Source organism: Pseudomonas sp. MYb185, assembly GCF_002979975.1.
Classification (GTDB): Bacteria; Pseudomonadota; Gammaproteobacteria; order Pseudomonadales; family Pseudomonadaceae; genus Halopseudomonas.
Genome location: NZ_PCQD01000003.1, coordinates 271,213 through 291,040, shown reverse-complemented (window position 1 = coordinate 291,040; position 19,828 = coordinate 271,213). Strand labels below are relative to the sequence as shown.

The window sequence follows — 19,828 nt, the reverse complement described above, 5'->3', positions numbered from 1 at the left end:
TTGCTTCACCGCTTCGCGGTTCGCAATGACGAGGTGGAATGCCCTGGTCCATGCCTTCTCATCCTCATCCGTCATTGCGGACCCGCAGGGCGTGGCAATCCATGGGATGTATGCCGGTGACGCCGCGCCTGTGGATTGCTTCACCGCTGCGCGGTTCGCAATGACGGTGTTTGCGAGACTCCTACTCGGCGCGATTGATGTGCAGCTCGACCCGACGGTTCTCGGCACGACCCTCAGCGGTATTATTGCTGGCGACAGGACGATCAGCCCCGGCCCCGGCAACGCTGATGATGGCTCGGTCGATGCCCTGTTCGATCAGGAATTCACGCACCGATACCGCCCGCGCCAGCGACAGGTCGCGGTTGAGGCTGGCCGAGCCGGTGCTGTCGGTATGGCCGACGATGCTGATCGAGCGCAGCGCGCCCTGCTCCTGTACGCGCTGCAACAGGTTCTGCAGACGGGCTTCGGTGCCGCCACGGATGGCCGCGCTGCCGACATCGAACAGCGCATCGCCACTCAGGTTGACCACCTGCTGGGCCCGTTGCGGTTGCAGGTACTGGTCGATATCCAGCACACCACCGGCCACCACTTCGCAGTAGCGGCTGGCCGAGTCATACGCCGGGGTGGCACGCAGGTCTTCCAGCGGCGGGATGGTCTCGTTGGACAGCGACAGGGTGTTCAGCAGCTCACCCATGCTGTGCAGGGTGTACAGGCGGGCGATCTGCAGGTCGTACTGGCCATTGCTGTAGGCCCGTTCGGCCTGGAACGCCTCGTTCTCGGAGTCGAGCACGTCCAGCAGCGAGCGACGACCGATATCGAACTGTTCGCGATAGGCCACCAGTACCGCACTGGAGGCGGCGCGGTGCTGGTCCAGCGACGGCAGGCGGCTCTGCAGGTTGAGTATGTCGCCATAGGCGATGGTCGCGGTCTGGCGCAGGTCCACGCAGGTCTTGTCGCGCAGGCTCTCGGCCTGGTTGATGCGCTGCCAGGCGGCACGCTCGGCGGCGCGGTCACTGCCACCACGGTACAGGTTGTAGCGGGCCCGCAACTCGACGATGCTTTCGTCGCCATAGGAGCGCGGATCGGTCCGGTTGTCGAAGCTGTTGTTGTTCTTGTAGGTGCCGTGGCGCAGGCCCAGCTCCAGCGTCGGATAGCGGTTGGCCTTGGTTTCCCGCAGGGCGGCCTGGGTCACCTCGGTATTTTCGAAGGCGGCATACAGCGCCGGGTTGTTGGCGTAGACGGTACGCAGCACCTGCCCCAGCTCACCCGGTACGCGGGCACCAGGTACCTCGTAAGGCTGCAGCTCGTCGGCCGGCAGCTGTCCTACCAGGCGCTGGTAACGCGCGGTGACACTCTGCAGGTTGGCCACTTCGGTCATCAGATTGGAGCGCGCCAGCGACAGGCGGCCCTCGATCTGCTGCAGGTCGGCACGGTTGCTGACCCCACGTTCGGCGCGCTGGCCGATATGCTCATGCACACGCTGGTGGTTGGCCAGGTTGTCCTGTGCCAGCTTGACCAGCTCGCGGTGCCGCAGCACGTCGAAGTAGGCTTCACTGGCTTCCAGGGCCTTGGTCTCGGCTTCATCGAGCAGCTCGTAGTAGCGCACCCGGCTGGTGTGATCAGCCTTGGCCAGGCGGTTGCGCACACCGAAGCCGTCGAACAGCATCTGCGTCAGCGAGACTTCAGCGTAGTTGCGGGAATAATCACTGCGGTTGTCGAATTCTCGGTTGGCCTGGCCTACCGATGCATTCAGGTCGATCGTCGGCAGGTATCCACCGAATACTTCCCGCCGGTCCTCGGTCGAGGCGTAGAAAGCATCCAGCCGCGAGCGCAACTCGGGATTGGTATCCAGGGTGCTCTGGACGACAGACAACAGATCGGTATTCTGCTCCGTCGCCGAAGCCATCATGGGGGCCATGCCGAGGCAAACTGCAAGTGCCAGACGGACGAAGGGAATTTCCTTATGCATGCTTTCCTCTCAATAGACTCGGGTTTCGTTTTCTGTCATCGATGACCCAGCGGTCAGGCTGTCGCCAAGCGCCGGCATTAAATCAAAAAGGCCGCTCCCCCATTTTTGGCGGAGCGGATAAAACGTTTGCCAGGACTCTTTTCCCGCAGATTTCCTGTTGCATAGCGATGCAGCCTGGCGGGTCATTGCTGCTTCAGCCTGCGAACCTGGTTACGAAAGGCACTAGGTGTCTGGCCCGTGCGTTCGCGAAAAGCAGTGGCGAAGTTCGCAGCGCTGCGAAAACCGATCAGATCGGCGATGTCCTGGATACTGGCGTTACTGTTGGCCAGCAGTTCCTGACTCTTGCGCAGTCGCTCGGCGCGGATATAGGCGTATACGGTCATGTCTAGATAGCGTCGAAAGATCGCCGTCAACTTCTTGGCATGGGTACCAACCAGGCGGGCCATGTCAGCCAGCGCTGGTGGCGAGTCAAGCCGCTGGTCGATAAGACGCATGGCAGCGCGCAGGACTGTCTCGTCGGCATCCTTGAGGACCGTGCCGGTCGGCTCGCTCTGCCACTCGGCACGATTCGCTTTGCGCGCCAGGTGAATGCAGATCCGTGCCATGACCTCCTCCGGAACAAAAGGCTGAGTCAGGTAGTCTGCTGCTCCCAGGGCAAAGCCCTGCAGGCGCTCATCCACAGTCGAAGCCGCACTGAGAAAAATGATCGGGGTACTGCGGGTAGGGGGCGCTTCGCGCAACAGTCGACACAATGCAAAACCATCCATTTTCGGCATCTGTACATTGAGCAGTATCAGCTCGGGCGCCAGCGCCTGAGCACGCTGCAATCCCTGGCGTGATGCCGTTGCCATGGACAGACGCACCCCGGCGGCCTGCAACTGGTTCAATAAGACACGCAGCTCTTCCGGTCGGGGATGTATCACCAGGATATGGGAGTCTCGCAGAGCGGCAACACTACTCATTGACCCGTCCCTAAGTCATAAACGATAAAAATTTGACGTAAGCAGACAAGCAGTCACGCTTGCCTGTCGTAATTTTGTCGATTGTTCCACAAGAAATGAGGAGGAATCTTTGATAGAAGGCCTTAAGCCTTTGGTTCAGGGGATGAATCTATGACAACGAAGCGAGAAACCGCACTTTGATCCGCCGGCATACTCACAGATCGATACGAAGCCGCAGTGACCAGGTGCGTGGCGCGCCCATGGCCGCGCCGTAGTCACCGCTGCCCGTAAGGGCATAGATGCTGGAGATGTAGTCCTTGTTCAATGCATTGTGCAGCAACAGACTGGTCTGCCAGCGGCCAGGGCGTGCGATTCCGGAATACAGATCCAGCAGGCCGCGCGCACCGATCTCGCTGCCGACCCCACGCTCCAGCGTGCCATCGTAGCCGCTGCGCCAGTGATAATTGCCGCCGGCATGCCACTCCAGACCGGCAGGTAGCGACCATAGCTGCTCCAGCCCCGTGGCCAGATTCCATTGCGGCGCGTTGAACAGGCGCTTGCCGGACAGGTCACAGAACAGCCCGGCACTGCCGGGTGGACAGGGCGCATTCTCGACATCCCGATAGCGACTGTCATTCCAGGCCAGTGCCAGATGCAGGCTCAGATCCGGCGCCGCCAACCACCGTGAGTCCAGCTCAACCCCGCGCGAGCGCACCTTGCCGATATTCATCAGATTATTGCGCTGGCGGTTAAGCAACGAACCGGGGTCATAGGTGATAGCCTGGTAGTCACGCACTTGCGTCTGGTACAGCGTCAGACCGACCACACCGCGTCCCTGGGACAACCTGCGCCGCAACTCGAATTCCACCCCGCTAGCCCGCTCAGCCGCGAATACCGGCTCCACCAGTTGGCCGGTGGGCTCGGCATTGATACCCCCGGCCTTGTAGCTGCTGGCCAGGCGCAGGCGTGCTTGCAATGCCGCATCCAGTTGCCGGATCAACTCCAGATGCCCACTGGCATGCCGGTCCCGCAGGCTCTCGCGATGCGAGGCAGGACGTCCAAGCACGGCTTCGCGCAGTCCCGGGCCGATCTGTTGCGAGAGGCTGTCGTCAGGCAGCTCCGGCAGATCCAGCCGCCGACGGGTACTTCCCTGCTTGCGCTCGTTACTCAGACGCAGCCCGGCACTGACCACCAGCTGTGGAGTCCATTGCCAGTCCAACTGACCATACAGGGCATGGGTGGTGGCCTGCTGGCGTGAACTCAGCGTCGAGCCCGCACCGTCCAATATGGCGTCATTGATCATCTCTGGCGATAACCCGGCTCCAGCAGCAATCCCTGCGGCAAACCAGTCCGCCGCCTGCGGGCCGGTACGCATCCAGCCGTTGGCCTCCATCCGCTGGTACAAGCCGTGGTACCCGGCGATGAATGTGAGCTGTTGGTTGAGCTGGCCGGTCAGGCGAAACTCCTGGCTGAGCTGGTCATGCTTCAAGTGCTGGCCGCCCTGCGAGGCGATATCCAGGTCGATGCCATCCATATCCAGCTGCAGGGCATAGTCCCAGTCCCGCCAACCGGTGATGGAAGCCAGCCGATAGCCATCCTCGAAGCGGTAATCGGCATGCAGGGTCATTGCCCGCTGCACGACGTCCGAGCGATTCAGCCCATCTATTGCCACCTCCCGGCTACCGGGGTCGATGCGCGGTAGTGGATAGCCGATGAACGCCGCGCTGGCGCGGGATGCACGGCTGGCATCCACATAGGGAAAAGCGCAGCAGCGCTCCCGCTCACGGGCATGCTCGGCCAGCAGGCGCAACTGCAGCCGGTCGCCGGGACGCCACAGCAACTGCCCACGCAGGCCATCACGATCCTCGTCGTTCTCCTTGCCGCCACCATGCCGGTTGTCGATGGAGCCGTCCCGCTGACGCTGATAGAAGGTGAGCCGCCCTGCCAGCACCTTGTCCAGCAACGGCCCAGTGACATGTCCACCATAGTACTGCTGGCCATACTCACCCAGGTGGGCCTGCACCGCCGCGCCGGCACGCCACTGCGGCGCGCGGTTGATCACATGGACTACCCCGGCGCTACTGTTCTTGCCATACAGGGTACCCTGTGGCCCACGCAGCACCTCGATCCGTTCAACATCACCCAGGTCGGCCTGGAACAGACTCTGACGGCCAAGGTAGACGCCGTCTGCATACAGCCCGACGCTGCTTTCCATACCATTATTGAAGGATGCCGAACCCAACCCACGCATGCTGAAACCAGTCAGGCGGGTGGTCGCCGAGCTCATTTGCAGCACCGCCATTCTGCGGCTGAGCATCTCGCCCGTGGTGTAGGCCGGGCCTTGCAGATCGTCGGCGTATATCACATCACGGTCCGCCATCTGCGGCCAGTCGATATCCAGCTCACGACCCTCGGCGTGGCTGTCCGGCAATCTCAGGGCAGCGTCCTGCGCGGCTAACGTGGCTGCCGGCGGCAGCCACAGCAGGATACCGAGCAGCGACTCAATCCGGCGCATGCTGCGGTTCGCCTTGCTGGCGGCGAAAGGCGCTTGGCGTCATCCCCGTTCGCTCTCGAAAGGCGGTGGCAAAGTTGGCGGCACTGCGGAAGCCGACCAGATCAGCGATATCCTGGATGCTCAGATGACTGTCGGCCAACAGTTGCTGACTCTTGCGCAAACGCTCCTCACGAATGAAGGCGAAAACCGTCATGCCCAGGTACTGCCGAAAGATGGCGGACAGTTTCTTATCGTGGGTGCCAACCTGCCGAGCAATATCGGACAAACCCGGCGGAGCTTCCAGCTGCTGGGCAATCAGGCGCATGGCGGCGTGCAGTGCCGTCTGGTCAGGATCCTGATGGCTTGCCTCGGCACCATCAGGCTCAGGTTCGCCCCCGCTGTCCCGTCGCATCCGTTGCACATGGATACGGATGCGCGCCAGCACTTCTTCAGACACGAATGGCTTGATGACGTAATCCACACCACCCAATGTCAGCCCCTGCAATCGCTGCTCGATGGCTGACGCCGAGGTGAGGAAGATAATGGGTATTTCCCTGGTCAGTGGCGCCTCCTGCAACAGGCGGCATACGGCGAACCCGTCCATCTGCGACATGTGCACATCCAGCAGGATCAGGTCCGGGCGCAGCGCCTGGACGCGCTGGACCGCCTGGCGCGGCTCGGTTATCACGGAAAGGCGTATACCCGCTGATCGAATCAGATTCGATAATGGCTTGAGTGCTTCCGGGCAGTCATCGATGATCAGGACATGGATATCCTGGGCTGGCGCTGATTGGCTCATTGATACAGCGTGTCCTTGTTACCTGCGAACGCTCGCCCTGCCCTGGCTCGTCGAATTCCTGCGCCGGGTCGGGTACCTGGCTCAGGGTACTGCCAATCAAGCGCAGCAGTCTATCGGTCCGAGCTGGCTTCAGGACGCAGACGTCGAATGCCAGGTGCTGGTATTCCTCAGGTGGGCGCGGTGGCGAAGCCGAGTGCAGGATCACCAGTAGATCGGGTCGGTACTGCCGGATCCAGTCCAGCAGCACCCAGCCAGTGAACAGGGGCATGTATTGATCACAGAGCACCAGGTCAGGCGTCCCCTCGGCCAGCCACCCCAGGGCCTCATCGACACTGCTACAGGCCTGCACATCATACCCGTAGCCAGACAACAGCTCGTAGAGCATTTCCCGGCTGATGTCGGCATCATCCACCACCAGGATCCGCTTGCTCTCACCGTTCATGCAGGGCAAATGGCTTTCCTCCATGACGGTATCCAGTTCCTGCTCTGCCGCCAGCTCCAGTTGCAGGCTGAAGCTGAACAGACTTCCGCCATGGGCGGAGCGGGCAATGAGCAAGCGAGAATCCATCCGTTCCAGCATCTGTCGGACAATGTACAGGCCCAATCCGGTGCCCTCGTGCTGCTTCGCGTTGCTGGCGCGATGGAAAGGCTCGGTCAGCCGGGTCATCTCCTCCAGAGGAATCCCGATGCCACTGTCTGCCACACTGAAGTCGAGTGACACCTGTCCCTCCTCGCCCTGGATACCTCGGCTGACGCGGAACTCGATGGTACCGTTGCGGGTGAACTTGCCGGCATTGGCCAGCAGATTGACCAGCACCTGTCGCAACCGCCGGAAATCGGCATTGACCAGTAGCGGCAGATCATCCGCGAACAGGCAGCTGAAGTGATTGTGGTTGCGCTGGGCCAGAAAGTGCCCGATTTCCTCGATTTCCCGCAGGAAGCCGAACAGATAGCCTGGCGCGATCAGCAGCTCCATGTGCTGCAGCTCGCTGCGGGAAAATTCCAGCAACTCGTCGATCAGCTCCAGCTGCAGCCGGGCATGTTGCTCGATATGCCGGGCATGCTCCTGCTCTTGCCCGTCACCCTGGATCTTCCGGGCACTGTCGAGGATGCCCTGCATAGGGGTACGCAAGTCATGACTGATACGCGCCAGCAGATGATTCTGTGCCGACAGGGCATCACGCAGCTGGCTGGTACGTACCGCCACGGTATGCTCAAGCCGCTCTTTTTCGGTCTGCTTCAGCTGGTCGATATCCAGCAGCGCCTGCTGCTCGCGGGTACGCCCCACCCGGACCTGGCTCACCAGGGTATACACCAGCAGCAATGCACCCGGCAGCGCGGAGATCGAATACCAGCTGTATTCATAGGGCGACAATTCCCACCACTTCAGCACGAAGCCGGCCTGTATCAGCACCTGCACAGCAAGTAGCACCGGCAACAGGTAGCAGAACCAGTTATAGGGCAGCCGGTGGCGATATCCTACCCAGGCCATGGTCAGCATGATCAGCGCGGAAACGCCGCTGATCGCCCAGCTCAGCATATTGCTCAGCACACCCCCATCCCACAGTATCTGCGCCAGCCCGTACAGCACCAGCACAGCCTGCCAGCCGGTAACCAGCCGACCACACCAGAGCGGCAACCGGCGCACCTGCAGCAGCAGGCGCAGATAGCCGAGCACCGCCACCCCCATGGCGGCACGCACCAGAATGATCAGATTCCTGTCCAGTTCCGGAGCGTCAGGCCACAGATGCACGAATCCGTAACCGGTGCGCAACCCAACGAAGACCACATACAGCAACACTGCGGTAGCATGGGCGAACAACAGCGGCCAGTGATAGATGATACCCACGGCCAGGCTCAGCACCACCAGCAGCCCGACCAGACCGAAGACCACGCCATCGGCGGTACTTTCAGCCACGCGAGCACTCAGCAGGCCATCCCAGGACAGTAGCATCGGTTGCATGGCCACTGGCGGCCGGTTGTCCATGCGCAGGATGAAGGTGCGTGTCTGGCCCGCTGGCAGCTGCAGTTCGAAGGCCGGCAGGCGCAGCGGCGAATCCCAGCTGCTCAATGGCCAGTCGGCACCGGCCAGTCGTTGCTGCCACTCTCCTTCCTGGTGCTGGAACAGCCGCATGTCGCGGGCGCGAGGCGCACCGGGGAACAGCCACATGCTGCAATCCGCAGTGCTCGCGTTGGACACCTCCAAGCGCAGCCATAACGCCGCACTGGCCAGGTCAGGCCGCAGATGGAGCAACGCCATCGAGCCCAACTCCGCAGAGGAGGCTTCCAGGAACTCATCCAGCGTATAGTCGCCGCGGGCATCTTCGTATACCTGCAGCCATGGCTGCAGGATGATGCGCTCGGTCTGACACGACTCCAGTTGCAGCGCCTGGGCTGGGGCCAGGGTGGGCAACCAGAAAAGCAAGAGAAGCCACGATATTGCTGAGGGCGACGGCATAAGGGGAACCTCATGAATGCGCCCTGGAACCCGGCGCATCCATGGCTCCCGTCACGGCAAGCGAGCCGGCAGGCGCTGCTATACCGCGAATGATACCGCAATATCACAGCCCGCTACCTGAAGCCATTCGGGTCAGGGTGAACCATAATTGACAGCATGGCCGGGCATTTGCCCCTATATAATGGCAATATGATGCCACTGCCTGACCTTCTGGACTGGCCAGAAAACACCTGTTCGGACCTCGACATGATCGAATACAGCAAGAAGCAGTTTCTGGTGGTGGATGATTTCACCGATTTCCGTTCGGCCCTCACCGGCATGCTGCGGCAGATGGGCGTCGATGACATCGATGCGGCGACCAGCGGCGAGGAAGCCCTGGCGCTGTGCCGCAAGAAACACTACGACGTCATCCTGCATGACTACAACCTGGGCAAGGGCAAGAATGGCCAGCAGGTGCTGGAGGAGCTGCACCATGATCGACTGCTCAGTCCGCACTGCGTCTTCATCATCATTTCCGCCGAGAGCAGCCAGGCCATGGTCATGGCGGCGCTGGAGTGCGAGCCGGACAGCTACCTGACCAAGCCCTTCAACCTGGCCAGTCTGCAGCAACGCCTGGATCGGCTGATCACCATGAAGAGCGTGCTACGACCGATACTGGAGGCGCAGTGGCAGGAGGATTGGAGTGGTGTGCTGGAGGCCTGCACCAGCATCATCGCCAGTCACCCGCGCTATGCACCGCATTGCCGCCGACATCAGGTTGCCGCCCTCGCCGCCCTGGGCCGCCGCGAGGAGCAGGCCAGATTATTGCAGATGCTGATCAGCGAGCGCCCGCTACCCTGGGCGCTGGTCGCACTGGCCGATCTGTGGCGCGAAAACGGCCAGCTGGAGCAGGCCCAGGCGTTATATCTGGACGGCATCCGCCAGTTTCCGATGATTCCGGCGCTGTATGACGGCCTGGCCGCCACCGAGCTGGCCCTGGGTAATCCGGAGGAGGCCCAGCAGCAGTTGCAGCAGGGCCTGCGCATCTCGCCCCACTCGTTGCGGCGACAGGAGCGCATGGGCGAGCTGGCGCAGCGCAACCATGATCATGAGCAGGCGGCACGGGCCTTTCGTCATGCGGTGGAGCTGGGCCGCAACTCGCTGTTCCGCAACCCGGAGAACCACCTGAACCTGGTTTCCAACCTGCAGGCCCAGGCGGGTGACAGCCTGCTCGGCCAACGCGTACTGGGGGAAATTCGCCAGACCCTCGGCGAACTGGACCGCACCTGGCGGGATGATCCCGCACTGGCCGTGCGCTCACGTCTGGCCCAAGCCGAAACCCTGGACATGGCCGGGCAACCCGCCGAAGCACGCCGGCTGGCCGAGCAGGCGGTGGCCCAGCTGGCCGAGCTGGAGGGTTTTTTCACTGCCCCTGCCGCGCTTCAGGTGGCCGAACAATTGCGCGCACTGGGCCAGGCGCAGCAGGCCGACAGCGTTCTGGGCACCTGCGCGGAAATGTATGGCGATGATCCGCAGGTCATGACCGAGATCGCCACCCGTACCGATGACCCGGCGATTCTCGCAGCCGGTTCCCAGGCACTGGAGTGGAACCACCAGGCCATTCTCCTCTATCAGCAGAAGCAATTTCCGGAAGCCTTGCAGCTGTTCCGCCAGGCACTGGCCAGCCAGCCGCGCAATATCAGTTTCGCGCTGAACACCGCCCAGTCGCTGTTGCGCCTGCTGGCCCGGCAACCCGCCGGAGAATCCATGGAACAACCCTCAGCGCAACTGAAAGAGGAGTGCCGCGCCTGCCTGCAACAGGCCAGCCACATGCCGGCCAGCGATCACCGGCAGGAGCGCTACCATAAACTCCGTGAGCGACTGGAGGCACTATGAACAACGACGATCAGGGGCTGGACTTTTCCACCGTGCTGGCCTCCACCGTGCATGATATGAAGAACTCCCTGAGCCTGCTGATGCAGAGCTGGAATCAGTGGCTAGAGCGGTTGCCGCCGGAGCTGGCCCAGTCCGGCGAGCGCGGCGTGATCGAGTACGAGGCGCTGCGCCTCAATGGCATGCTCATGCAGATGCTCGGTCTGTACAAGCTGCAGATCAACCAGTTGCCGCTGCGCCCGGACTGGGTGGAGGTGGAAGACCTGCTTCAGGAGCAACTGGCACGCCATGCGGAAATTCTGCAGGCGCGCGATATCCGCAGCAGCTGCAGTGTGGAGGGCGCCGGACTGTTCTTCCTGGATGCCGAGCTGATCGGCTCGGTGATCGGCAATGTGCTCAACAACTCCATCCGCTACACCCGCTCGGCCATCCATCTGCATGCGGCCCTGCGCGATGGCATGCTGCTGCTCACGGTGAATGATGACGGCTGCGGCTATCCCGCCGACATGCTGGGACGCTATGGCAACGGCACCCAGGATGCCGACGTCACCAACGGCAGCACCGGTCTGGGACTGTATTTCGGCCAGTGCATCGCCAGTCTGCACCAGCGTGATGGCCAGCACGGCTATATCGAGCTGGGCAACGGCGGGGAGCTGGGTGGTGGGGAGTTTCGTCTGTACCTGCCTTGAGGACGCGCGCTCTGACTTATAACCCATCAACACCGTGGGTTCTGACAGTTCCGCAGTTGCCCGGCACATGCTTAGCTTGTGCGCTACACAATTACAAAGACCGTCTGCACGGAGTCCCCTGCGTATGTTCGAGCGTCATTACGCCGTCTGGCCCGACCTGGTGCCGCCTTTTCTCGAGTTGCCGGCCACCAGCCTGTATTCCAACCTCAGTGTGTCCGCGCTGCGCTATCCGCACCATCCGGCGATCATCTACTACGGCACGACCCTGACCTATGCCGAGCTGGAACGGCAGGCCGAGGCGCTGGCCGGCTATCTGCAGCGCGCCGGGGTGCAGGCCGGCGACCGGGTATTGCTGTACATGCAGAACAGCCCGCAGTTCGTCATCGGCTTCTATGCCATCCTGCGTGCCAATGCGGTGGTGGTACCGGTCAACCCGATGAACCGCAGGGCCGAGCTGGAGTATCTGATCGCCGATACCGAGGCGCAGGTGGCCCTGTGCGGCCGCGAGCTGCTGGACAATATCAGCGAGCTGCTGGGCACCAACGGGCTGCGTGAGGTGGTGGTCAGCGCCTATGCCGAGTATGTGCGCGAACCGACCGATCTGGCTCTGCCCGAGGTGGTGACGATGGCCGGCGAGTTGCCCGATCTCGCCGGTCTGACCGCATGGCAACAGGCACTCGATGCAGCCTACGAGCCGGGACCACTGACCACAGGCCCGGATGATCTGTGCGTGATTCCCTACAGTTCGGGCACCACCGGCAACCCCAAGGGTTGCGCCCATACCCACCACAGCGCCATGGCCACTACGGTGTATCCGTCGGTATGGGGCAATAGTCAGCATAATGGCGTGCAACTGGTCTCGGTACCCATGTTCCACGTCACCGGCATGCAGGTGTGCATGAATGCCGCCATCTACCTGGGCGCCACCCAGGTGATCATGACCCGCTGGGATCGCCGCACCGCTGCACAATTGATCGAACGCCACGGCATCACCGCCTGGCGCAATATCCCGACCATGGTGGTGGACCTGCTGTCCGACCCGGAGATCGACCAATACGACCTGAGCAGCCTGCAGGCCATCGGTGGTGGCGGTGCGGCCATGCCCGCCGCCATCGCGGCCAAGCTGGAAGGCAAGATGGGCCTGCGCTATTCCGAGGGTTATGGCCTGTCGGAAACCCTCAGCGCCACTCACATGAACCCGCCACTTGCACCCAAGCCGCAGTGCCTGGGCATCCCGATCATCGGTGTGGATTCACGGGTGGTCGATGTGGAGACCCTGCAGGAACTCGGCGTGGGCGAGGTCGGCGAGATCATCCTGCATGGCGAGCAGGTGTTCCAGGGTTACTGGCGCCAGCCGGAAGCGACCGAGGCGGCCTTTATCGAGCTGGACGGCAAACGCTTCTTCCGCTCCGGTGATCTGGGCTACTACGACGAGGAGGGCTATTTCTTTCTGGTCGACCGGGTCAAGCGCATGATCAACGCCTCCGGCTACAAGGTCTGGCCGGCGGAAGTGGAGTCGCTGCTGTACGGCCATCCGGCGGTGCAGGAAGTGTGCGTGATATCGGTGCCGGACGAGCGGCGCGGTGAGACGGTCAAGGCCGTGGTGGTGCTGGCGGCAGGTCATGAAGGTGCCTGCGCCGACGACATCATCACCTGGTGCCAGGCCAATATGTCAGCCTACAAGTGCCCGAAGCTGGTGCAGTTTGTGGACACCCTGCCCAAGTCGCCCGCCGGCAAGATCATGTGGCGGGCGTTGCAGGAGCAGGAGTGGGCGAAGGGCTGACAGCGCAACCCCGGCGCGCCGCACCACCGTCTGTTGGCGGGGGTGTAGCGCCCCGGTCGTCGAGCGGGTGCTCGACAACCCGACAAATCAATGGTCATCGCAGCCCGAGGCTCCCGCCTCGGTATGCCTCAGTCGGCGATATGCACCAGCTGCTTGCCGAAGTTCCTGCCCTTGAGCATGCCCTTGAACGCCTCGACGGCATTCTCCAGCCCTTCGGCCACCGTCTCGCGGTACTTGATGTTGCCGCTGGCGACCTGCTCGGCCAGCAGGGTGGTAACTTCCTGGTGGCGGTCCTGCCATTCGGTGACCAGGAAGAAACGGTGCTCCGGCGGGTTCTCCAGCTTGCCGAAGATATGGAACGGGGTTTCCACCTTGCTCGCGTCCTCGGCGTTATAGGCCGACACATAGCCACAGATCGGCACCCGCGAACCGGGATTGAGCAGCTTGGCCACCGCGCGGCTGACATCACCGCCAACGTTCTCGAAATACACATCGATGCCGTTCGGGCAGGCTGCCGCCAGATCCGCTTCCAGGTTGCCGGCCTTGTAGTCGACACAGGCATCGAAGCCCAGCTCCTCGACCACGAAGCGGCATTTATCCTCACCGCCAGCCACCCCGACCACCCGGCAACCCAGCTGCTTGGCGGTCTGTCCGACCACGGTGCCGACCGGGCCGGAAGCCGCCGCTACCACCACGGTTTCACCGGCCTTGGGCTTGCCGACATACACCAGCCCGCAGTAGCCGGTACGCCCCGGCATGCCGGCCACACCCAGGTAGGCCTGCAGCGGCACGCCACGGGGCTCGATCTTGTAGATCATCGGTGCGTCACCCGGCACGATGCAGTACTCCTGCCAGCCGGAGTAGCAGGTAACCAGATCACCCTCGCTGTAATTCGATGATTTCGATTCGATCACCCGGCCCACGCTTTCGCCGACGATGACCTCACCGATGCCGATGGGGTCCATGTAGCCCTTGGCGTCGTTCATGCGCGGGCGCATGTAGGGGTCCAGCGACAGCCACAGGGTCTTGATCAGTACCTCGCCGTCGCGCAGCTCACGCACCGGGGATTCCGCCAGGACCAGATCACCATCGCGTATTTCTCCCTGGGGGCGCCGCTCAAGAATTATTTTTCGATTGATTAGGGCAGACATGTTCAAGGCCTCTCAGCAGTGAATGGATGGGGACGTCGTCCCGCTCCATCCGAGCATAAACCACTATGCAGACAGGACCTGCCTTTATTCATGGCAATGATCAACTGTCAGCAGTCACCAGCAACACAGCTCCGTACTCGTCATTGCGAGGAGCGCAGCGGTGAAGCAATCCAGAGGCACGGAGTCGCCGGCATACGCCCCGTGGATTGCCACGCCCTTCGGGCTCGCAATGACGTTGCTTGTGACACGACGGCACGGTGTTAGTTACTCCCCCTCTTCCAGCAGATACTGGTCCTTCAAACGCACATAGTTGGCTGCAGTGTAGGGGAAGAACGCGCGTTCCTTGTCACTCAAGGGCCGCACTTCCTTGGCCGGGCTGCCCATATACAGATAGCCACTGCGCAGGGTCTTGTTGGCCGGTACCAGGCTGCCGGCACCGAGAATCACCTCATCCTCGATAACGGCACCGTCCATGACGATGCTGCCCATGCCGATCAGGATGCGGCTGCCGACCGTGCAGCCATGCAGCAGCACCTTGTGGCCAATGGTCACGTCGTCACCGATGATCAGCGGATAGCCATCGGGGTTGAACGGTCCGGCATGGGTGATATGCAGCACGCTGCCGTCCTGCACACTGGTGCGTGCACCGATGCGGATGCGATGCATATCGCCACGGATCACCGCCATCGGCCATACCGAGCAGTCATCACCCAGCTCCACATCACCCAGCACCACGGCGCTGGCATCCACCAACACGCGCTCGCCCAGTTGCGGGGTCTTGCCCGCGAATCGGCGTATATTCATCACTCACCCCTTGAATTGATCGGCGGTCGCCATCATCTATTCGGTAATTGTGTCCCGGCCTGCGCCGGGTGCCAATGCCCCCTTGGTCCGATACCATGGTGTCATTGTACGAACCCACGCTATTCAGGAAACCCCGCCATGTCCAATCCGCTGTTGCAATCCTATGACCTGCCCCCGTTCAGCTCGATCCAGCCGGACCAGGTCAAACCGGCCATCGAGCAGATCATTGCGGACAGTCGGGCGCAGCTGGAAACACTGCTGGGCAATCCGCCGGCGCAGTGGAACTGGGCCAGCCTGATCGAGCCACTGGATGAGATGGGCGAACGCCTGAGCCGCGCCTGGTCACCAGTGAGCCACCTGAACGCGGTAATGAACAGTGCCGAGCTGCGTGATGCCTATAATGCCTGCCTGCCGTTGCTGAGCCAGTTTTCCACCGAGATGGGCCAGAATCAGGCGCTGTATGCCGCCTACCGCCAGTTGGCCGACAGCGACAGCTTCGCTGAACTGGACCCGGCGCAGCAGACCATCATCGAACACGCACTGCGCGACTTCCGCCTGTCCGGCATCGCCCTGCCCGCCGAGCAGCAGAAGCGTTATGGCGAGCTGCAGATGCGCCTGTCGGAGTTGCAGAGCCGTTTTTCCAACCAGTTGATGGATGCGACCCAGGCCTGGACCAAGCACATCACCGATGCCAGCCAGCTCGATGGTCTGCCCGAATCGGCACTGGCCCAGGCGCAGCAGGCGGCACAGGCCAGGGAGCTGGACGGCTGGCTGATCACCCTGGAGTTCCCCAGCTACTATGCGGTGATGACCTATGCCAATGACCGCGCCCTGCGTGAGGAAATTTACACCGCCTACTGCACCCGTGCTTCGGACCAGGGTCCGCTGGCCGGTGAGCATGACAACGGCCCGCTGATCGCGGAGATTCTGCAGCTGCGTCAGGAGCTGGCCAGCCTGCTGGGCTTCGCCAACTACGCCGAGCTGTCGCTGGCTACCAAGATGGCCGACAGCACCGACCAGGTATTGGGCTTCCTGCGTGACCTGGGCCAGCGCAGCCGCGCGTTCGCCGAGGCCGACCTGCAGGCACTGCGCGAATTCGCCGCGAGCAAAGGCTGCAGCGAGCTGCAGAGCTGGGATACCGGCTATTACGCCGAGCAGTTGCGCCAGCACCGCTATGCCGTGTCCCAGGAAGAGCTGCGCCCCTGGTTCCCGGTGAATCGGGTACTGCAGGGCATGTTCGATATCGTTGGCCGGCTGTATGGCATCGAGCTGCGTGAGGTCGCCGAGTTCGAGCGCTGGCATGCCGATGCGCGGCTGTTCGAGGTGCTCGAGGGCGGTCAGGTAATCGGCCGCTTCTTCCTCGACCTGTATGCCCGCAGCAACAAGCGTGGCGGCGCCTGGATGGATGGCGCCCGCGACCGCCGGCGCCTGCCGGGCGGCGAGCTGCAACGGCCAATCGCCTACCTGGTGTGCAACTTCACCCCGGCCATTGGCGATCAGCCGGCGCTGCTGACCCATGACGAGGTCACCACGCTGTTCCACGAATTCGGCCATGGCCTGCACCACCTGCTGACCCGGGTCGACTACCCAGCCGCCTCAGGCATCAATGGCGTGGCCTGGGATGCGGTGGAGCTGCCCAGCCAGTTCATGGAGAACTGGTGCTGGGAGCCAGAAGGCCTGGCGCTGATTTCCGGCCACCATGAAACCGGCGAGCCGCTGCCTGCAGAGCTGCTGAACAAGATGCTGGCGGCGCGCAACTTCCAGTCCGGCCTGGGCATGCTGCGCCAGATCGAGTTCTCGCTGTTCGACTTCGAATTGCACGCCCAGTCCGACCGCAGTGCGCGGGAGGTACTGCAGGCCGTGCGCGATGAGGTTTCGGTGATGCCGCCACCGGCGTTCAACCGCTTCGAGAACGGCTTCGCACATATCTTCGCTGGCGGCTATGCCGCGGGTTACTACAGCTATAAATGGGCAGAAGTGCTATCGGCCGATGCCTTCTCCCGGTTCGAGGAGGAAGGCATCTTCAATGCCGAGACCGGCCGCTCCTTCCGGGACAGCATCCTGGCACGCGGCGGCAGCCGTGAACCCATGGAGTTGTTCGTCGCCTTCCGCGGACGCGAGCCATCGGTGGACGCACTGCTGCGCCATAGCGGCCTGAGCGAGGAGCAAGCGGCATGAACGAGCCGAACGAGCCGGTAAAACGCTTTATCGCCGGGGCTGTGTGCCCGGCGTGCAGCAGGATGGATACCATCCGCATGTATCAGCAGGATGGCATAGCCCACCGCGAGTGCGTGGAGTGTGGCTATGCCGACAGCCTCGACGAGCGCGGCAACTCGGTGCCCAGGGAAGTACCGACCCGGGTAACCGTGCAGCCATCGAGCAAACCGTCGGCCACCTCGCATGTGGCGCAGTTCTATCCGAATCCGAAGCTGAAGAAGAAGGACAGCTGAGTTTTCCGGCGGGTTCGCTACCCTCCGTCATTGCGAACCGCACAGCAGTGAAGCAATCCACAAGCACGGCGTCACCGGCATACGCCCCCTGGATTGCCGCGCCCTGCGGGCTCGCAATGACGGATGAGAAGGCATGGGACAACGGCCTCCACCTCGTCATTGCGAACCGCACAGCGGTGAAGCAATCCATAGACACGGCTTAGCCGGTATACCCCTGCTGGATTGCCACGCCCTGTGGGCTCGCAATGACGGTATATGCCTGATGAAAGTGGCGTGGGCCTGCCACACCGCTCACCGCAATGCGTCTCCCGGCAGGCGCTAGAGATTATCCCGCCAGGTCAGACCTACCCCCAGCTCCTCGGCCATGTTCGGCCAGCGGCGCCACACTTCATGCCGGTCCTGCTCGCCGACACCGTCCTTGTAGGCCAGAAAAGCCGGACTCTGGAATATCTCCTCCGGTAGCAGCCCCGCGACAGCCTCGTACACCGCTGCATCCAGTTGGTTGGCATACTCCTCACCGAGCAATTCATGCACGATCAGGTTCGCGCGGGTGTTGTTCATCGGGATCAACGACTCACCACCATGGGCGACGTAGCGGTCATTCACCTCCTCGACCAGACGATGGGCCAGGTATGCCTCATCGAGCAGCAACAGTAGGCCGCTCTGGGTTTCGGTGATTTCCGGCGGTCGCAGGAAGAACTCCTCGGCTACCTTCAGTACCGGAATCAGCTGCGGGCGCAGCTTGGCATGGTTGGCCACCGATTGCGCCGCCTCGAGCATGTCCGGCACCCGCTCGACATAGGCCTGGATGAAGTTGAACAGCGTGGTAGCGGCATCATCGCGCGTGCGGATGGTACGGTGCAGCTGGGGCAGCTTCCCCTCCAGCCAGTTGCGCAGATCCTCATCATTGCTTTCATCTTCGCGAGCGGTCCTGACCCGCTCACGCAATTCGGATATTTTCATTAGGCACTCCGGTATTGGTGAGTCAGGCGGCTCACCAGAAAAGGCATTGGATTGGCTGGAATTCAAGCTAGCAGAGTGCCTGCATATCGTCAAAGTGACACGACGGCGAGCCGAATGGACAACTCGCAAGGGTCGGCCCGGGCCGCTGATTCGGAGCCAATTTCTTACATATTCAGCCCAATAACCCCTTGACAATTTAATGAGAAATTAGACTCAAGAGGATTGCCATGATCGCCTTCAGGTCTATACTCGACTCTGTCTGGTGCAGCTTTGGAGGCGCACCGACGGGTGATAAAAACAATAAATAAGGGGAAACCGGGATGTTGCGACATGCACACACCTGGCTGGGTGGCCTGTTTCTGATTGCACTCGGCGGGAATGCCAGCGCGAGCTGGACCGTTAACATGAGTCCGGGGGCAACGGAAGTCAGCCGCTCGGTCTTCGACCTGCACATGACCATCTTCTGGATCTCGGTGGTCATCGGTGCCATTGTCTTCGGCGTGATGTTCTGGTCGATGTTCATGCACCGCCGCTCCAGAGGCGCGGTAGCTGCCAAGTTCCATGAGAACCTCACCGTCGAGCTCCTCTGGACGATCATTCCGCTACTGATCCTGGTCGGCATGGCGATACCGGCGACCAAGACGCTGATCGACATCTATGACACTGAAGATGCCGACCTGGACATCATGATCACCGGTTATCAGTGGCGCTGGCAGTACAACTATCTGGGCGAAGACGTCAGCTTCATGAGCAACCTGGCGACCCCGCGCGACCAGATCGCCAACCAGGCCGCCAAGGGCGAACACTACCTGCTGGAAGTGGACGAGCCGATGGTGGTTCCCACCGGCCAGAAGGTGCGCCTGCTGATCACCGCAGCCGATGTCATCCACTCCTGGTGGGTGCCGGCGCTGGCGGTGAAGAAGGACGCCATTCCCGGTTTCGTCAATGAAGCCTGGACCCGCATCGACGAACCCGGCATCTACCGTGGCCAGTGCACCGAGCTGTGCGGCCGCGACCATGCCTTCATGCCCATCGTGGTGGATGCCCGCACGCCCGAGGACTATGCCGCCTGGCTGGCCGAGAAGAAGGCCGCCGCCGCTGCCGAGGCCGAACTGACCAGCAAGGAATGGACCCTGGATGAGCTGATGGAACGCGGCCAGCGCATCTACACCAGTACCTGCGTGGCCTGTCACCAGGCCAACGGCGAAGGCCTGCCGCCGATGTTCCCGGCGCTCAAGGGCAGTGACATGGTGCTCAACGATGTGACCGCGCACATCAATGTAGTAGTCAACGGCGTGCCCGGTACCTCCATGGCCGCCTTCGGCCGGCAGCTGTCGGAAGTGGATATCGCCGCCGTCATCACCTATGAACGCAACGCCTGGGGCAATGAGACCGGCGAGGTGGTGGCACCCATCGATATCCTCAACTTCAAGAACAGCCAATAAGGAGACCTGT

At 62.2% G+C, this 19,828-nt stretch carries 14 protein-coding genes; 6 read left to right on the top strand and 8 right to left on the bottom strand.

All coding sequences use genetic code 11. The features are described 5' to 3' along the window. Positions 1-181: 181 nt before the first annotated feature. The 5 genes from CQ007_RS06245 to CQ007_RS06225 all read right to left on the bottom strand — a co-directional run bounded on the left by CQ007_RS06245 (position 182) and on the right by CQ007_RS06225 (position 8,628). Positions 182-1,969 carry a TolC family outer membrane protein gene (locus tag CQ007_RS06245; RefSeq protein ID WP_105644241.1) on the bottom strand — a complete coding sequence of 596 codons (1,788 nt, stop codon included), beginning with the start codon at positions 1,967-1,969 and terminating at the stop codon, positions 182-184. A gap of 182 nt (positions 1,970-2,151) precedes the next feature. After that, positions 2,152-2,931 (bottom strand): helix-turn-helix domain-containing protein, encoded by a 780-nt coding sequence (locus CQ007_RS06240; RefSeq protein WP_105644238.1) that lies wholly within the window; start codon positions 2,929-2,931, stop codon positions 2,152-2,154. Between the two features lie 193 nt (positions 2,932-3,124). Next, entirely contained in the window at positions 3,125-5,425 is a 2,301-nt protein-coding gene (locus CQ007_RS06235) for a TonB-dependent receptor (RefSeq protein ID WP_105644236.1), read from the bottom strand. Continuing rightward, the gene (locus tag CQ007_RS06230) at positions 5,412-6,203 is read right to left on the bottom strand and encodes a response regulator (RefSeq protein ID WP_105644234.1); all 792 of its coding nucleotides are present in this window, start codon (positions 6,201-6,203) and stop codon (positions 5,412-5,414) included. Before CQ007_RS06230 ends, CQ007_RS06235 begins: the two co-directional genes overlap by 14 nt. After that, entirely contained in the window at positions 6,154-8,628 is a 2,475-nt protein-coding gene (locus tag CQ007_RS06225) for an ATP-binding protein (RefSeq protein ID WP_105644233.1), read from the bottom strand. The genes CQ007_RS06230 and CQ007_RS06225 overlap by 50 nt, the downstream gene beginning before the upstream one ends. A 279-nt stretch (positions 8,629-8,907) precedes the next feature. On the opposite strand from CQ007_RS06225, the gene CQ007_RS06220 reads away from it, so the two are divergent. The 3 genes from CQ007_RS06220 to CQ007_RS06210 all read left to right on the top strand — a co-directional run bounded on the left by CQ007_RS06220 (position 8,908) and on the right by CQ007_RS06210 (position 13,005). Next, the gene (locus CQ007_RS06220) at positions 8,908-10,536 is read left to right on the top strand and encodes a tetratricopeptide repeat-containing response regulator (RefSeq protein WP_158256729.1); all 1,629 of its coding nucleotides are present in this window, start codon (positions 8,908-8,910) and stop codon (positions 10,534-10,536) included. Next, complete coding sequence (locus CQ007_RS06215) at positions 10,533-11,222, top strand: sensor histidine kinase KdpD (RefSeq protein WP_105644229.1); 690 nt, start codon at positions 10,533-10,535, stop codon at positions 11,220-11,222. The genes CQ007_RS06220 and CQ007_RS06215 overlap by 4 nt, the downstream gene beginning before the upstream one ends. 124 nt (positions 11,223-11,346) lie before the next feature. Next, on the top strand, positions 11,347-13,005 hold the full coding sequence (locus tag CQ007_RS06210; protein ID WP_105644227.1) for a long-chain-fatty-acid--CoA ligase: 1,659 nt from the start codon (positions 11,347-11,349) through the stop codon (positions 13,003-13,005). Positions 13,006-13,133: 128 nt separating this feature from the next. Here the strand turns inward: CQ007_RS06210 and CQ007_RS06205 are convergent, their stop codons facing one another. Both CQ007_RS06205 and CQ007_RS19065 read right to left on the bottom strand, forming a co-directional pair. Continuing rightward, positions 13,134-14,156 carry an NADP-dependent oxidoreductase gene (locus tag CQ007_RS06205; protein ID WP_105644225.1) on the bottom strand — a complete coding sequence of 341 codons (1,023 nt, stop codon included), beginning with the start codon at positions 14,154-14,156 and terminating at the stop codon, positions 13,134-13,136. A 264-nt stretch (positions 14,157-14,420) separates the two neighbouring features. Further along, positions 14,421-14,960 carry a gamma carbonic anhydrase family protein gene (locus tag CQ007_RS19065; RefSeq protein ID WP_146114545.1) on the bottom strand — a complete coding sequence of 180 codons (540 nt, stop codon included), beginning with the start codon at positions 14,958-14,960 and terminating at the stop codon, positions 14,421-14,423. A gap of 138 nt (positions 14,961-15,098) precedes the next feature. Here CQ007_RS19065 and prlC point away from each other — a divergent pair, with 138 nt between their 5' ends. Continuing rightward, the gene (prlC, locus tag CQ007_RS06195; protein WP_146114544.1) at positions 15,099-17,138 is read left to right on the top strand and encodes an oligopeptidase A; all 2,040 of its coding nucleotides are present in this window, start codon (positions 15,099-15,101) and stop codon (positions 17,136-17,138) included. Continuing rightward, a complete protein-coding gene (locus CQ007_RS06190; protein ID WP_105644219.1) occupies positions 17,135-17,410 on the top strand; it encodes a YheV family putative zinc ribbon protein in 276 nt (91 codons plus the stop codon). The genes prlC and CQ007_RS06190 overlap by 4 nt, the downstream gene beginning before the upstream one ends. A gap of 318 nt (positions 17,411-17,728) precedes the next feature. Here CQ007_RS06190 and CQ007_RS06185 read toward each other — a convergent pair whose 3' ends face one another. Then, entirely contained in the window at positions 17,729-18,373 is a 645-nt protein-coding gene (locus tag CQ007_RS06185; RefSeq protein ID WP_105644217.1) for a hypothetical protein, read from the bottom strand. Positions 18,374-18,693: 320 nt separating this feature from the next. Here CQ007_RS06185 and coxB point away from each other — a divergent pair, with 320 nt between their 5' ends. After that, positions 18,694-19,818, top strand: coding sequence for a cytochrome c oxidase subunit II (gene coxB / locus CQ007_RS06180; protein ID WP_105644215.1), 1,125 nt, complete (start codon positions 18,694-18,696; stop codon positions 19,816-19,818). The last annotated feature ends 10 nt before the right edge of the window (positions 19,819-19,828 follow it).

What these genes read in the sequence shown, in the direction of transcription:
- CQ007_RS06245 (WP_105644241.1), bottom strand. Translation starts at nt 1,969, where the DNA reads ATGCATAAGGAAATTCCCTTCGTCCGTCTGGCACTTGCAGTTTGCCTC.
- CQ007_RS06240 (WP_105644238.1), bottom strand. Translation starts at nt 2,931, where the DNA reads ATGAGTAGTGTTGCCGCTCTGCGAGACTCCCATATCCTGGTGATACAT.
- CQ007_RS06235 (WP_105644236.1), bottom strand. Translation starts at nt 5,425, where the DNA reads ATGCGCCGGATTGAGTCGCTGCTCGGTATCCTGCTGTGGCTGCCGCCG.
- CQ007_RS06230 (WP_105644234.1), bottom strand. Translation starts at nt 6,203, where the DNA reads ATGAGCCAATCAGCGCCAGCCCAGGATATCCATGTCCTGATCATCGAT.
- CQ007_RS06220 (WP_158256729.1), top strand. Translation starts at nt 8,908, where the DNA reads ATGATCGAATACAGCAAGAAGCAGTTTCTGGTGGTGGATGATTTCACC.
- CQ007_RS06215 (WP_105644229.1), top strand. Translation starts at nt 10,533, where the DNA reads ATGAACAACGACGATCAGGGGCTGGACTTTTCCACCGTGCTGGCCTCC.
- CQ007_RS06210 (WP_105644227.1), top strand. Translation starts at nt 11,347, where the DNA reads ATGTTCGAGCGTCATTACGCCGTCTGGCCCGACCTGGTGCCGCCTTTT.
- CQ007_RS06205 (WP_105644225.1), bottom strand. Translation starts at nt 14,156, where the DNA reads ATGTCTGCCCTAATCAATCGAAAAATAATTCTTGAGCGGCGCCCCCAG.
- CQ007_RS19065 (WP_146114545.1), bottom strand. Translation starts at nt 14,960, where the DNA reads ATGAATATACGCCGATTCGCGGGCAAGACCCCGCAACTGGGCGAGCGC.
- prlC (WP_146114544.1), top strand. Translation starts at nt 15,099, where the DNA reads ATGTCCAATCCGCTGTTGCAATCCTATGACCTGCCCCCGTTCAGCTCG.
- CQ007_RS06190 (WP_105644219.1), top strand. Translation starts at nt 17,135, where the DNA reads ATGAACGAGCCGAACGAGCCGGTAAAACGCTTTATCGCCGGGGCTGTG.
- CQ007_RS06185 (WP_105644217.1), bottom strand. Translation starts at nt 18,373, where the DNA reads ATGAAAATATCCGAATTGCGTGAGCGGGTCAGGACCGCTCGCGAAGAT.
- coxB (WP_105644215.1), top strand. Translation starts at nt 18,694, where the DNA reads ATGTTGCGACATGCACACACCTGGCTGGGTGGCCTGTTTCTGATTGCA.